Raw genomic sequence first — 332 nt, 5'->3', positions numbered from 1 at the left:
TTCCTTGAAACGTTTAAAGAGTTCCCACCAAGGCAAAAAGCAGCAAGCTTCTCGCTCGATCAAGTGATGGAGAAACTAAAAGAGAACCCAAATAAGTAAGAAAAGCTAAGTGAAGTTCCACATCTAGAAAGAGGCTCATTAAAGTGAGCCTCTTTTTTTATCTGTAAAATTCTATCTATTAAGGTTTGTAGAAAGCTTGATGACGAAAACGCCTAACGCTTCAATTGACAAGATTTATAAACAAATTGGTTCGTAGTGGGCTGCCGTTAAGTTGGCTTTGATTTTTTCACGTAGAGCGATGTGGGCTGGGTTGTTTACCTCTCGCTTATGGT

The 332-nt window shown here is 39.2% G+C and carries 1 pseudogene; it reads right to left on the bottom strand.

The features are described 5' to 3' along the window. Positions 1-234: 234 nt before the first annotated feature. A pseudogene (locus tag IQR33_RS35005) lies at positions 235-332 on the bottom strand (LysR family transcriptional regulator); the annotation flags it as partial.

Source organism: Vibrio sp. OPT46, from assembly GCF_015163535.1.
GTDB classification, from domain to species: Bacteria; Pseudomonadota; Gammaproteobacteria; order Enterobacterales; family Vibrionaceae; genus Vibrio; species Vibrio alginolyticus.
The sequence above is the reverse complement of the archived record's forward strand: the minus strand, read 5'-3'. Positions and strand labels throughout refer to the sequence as shown.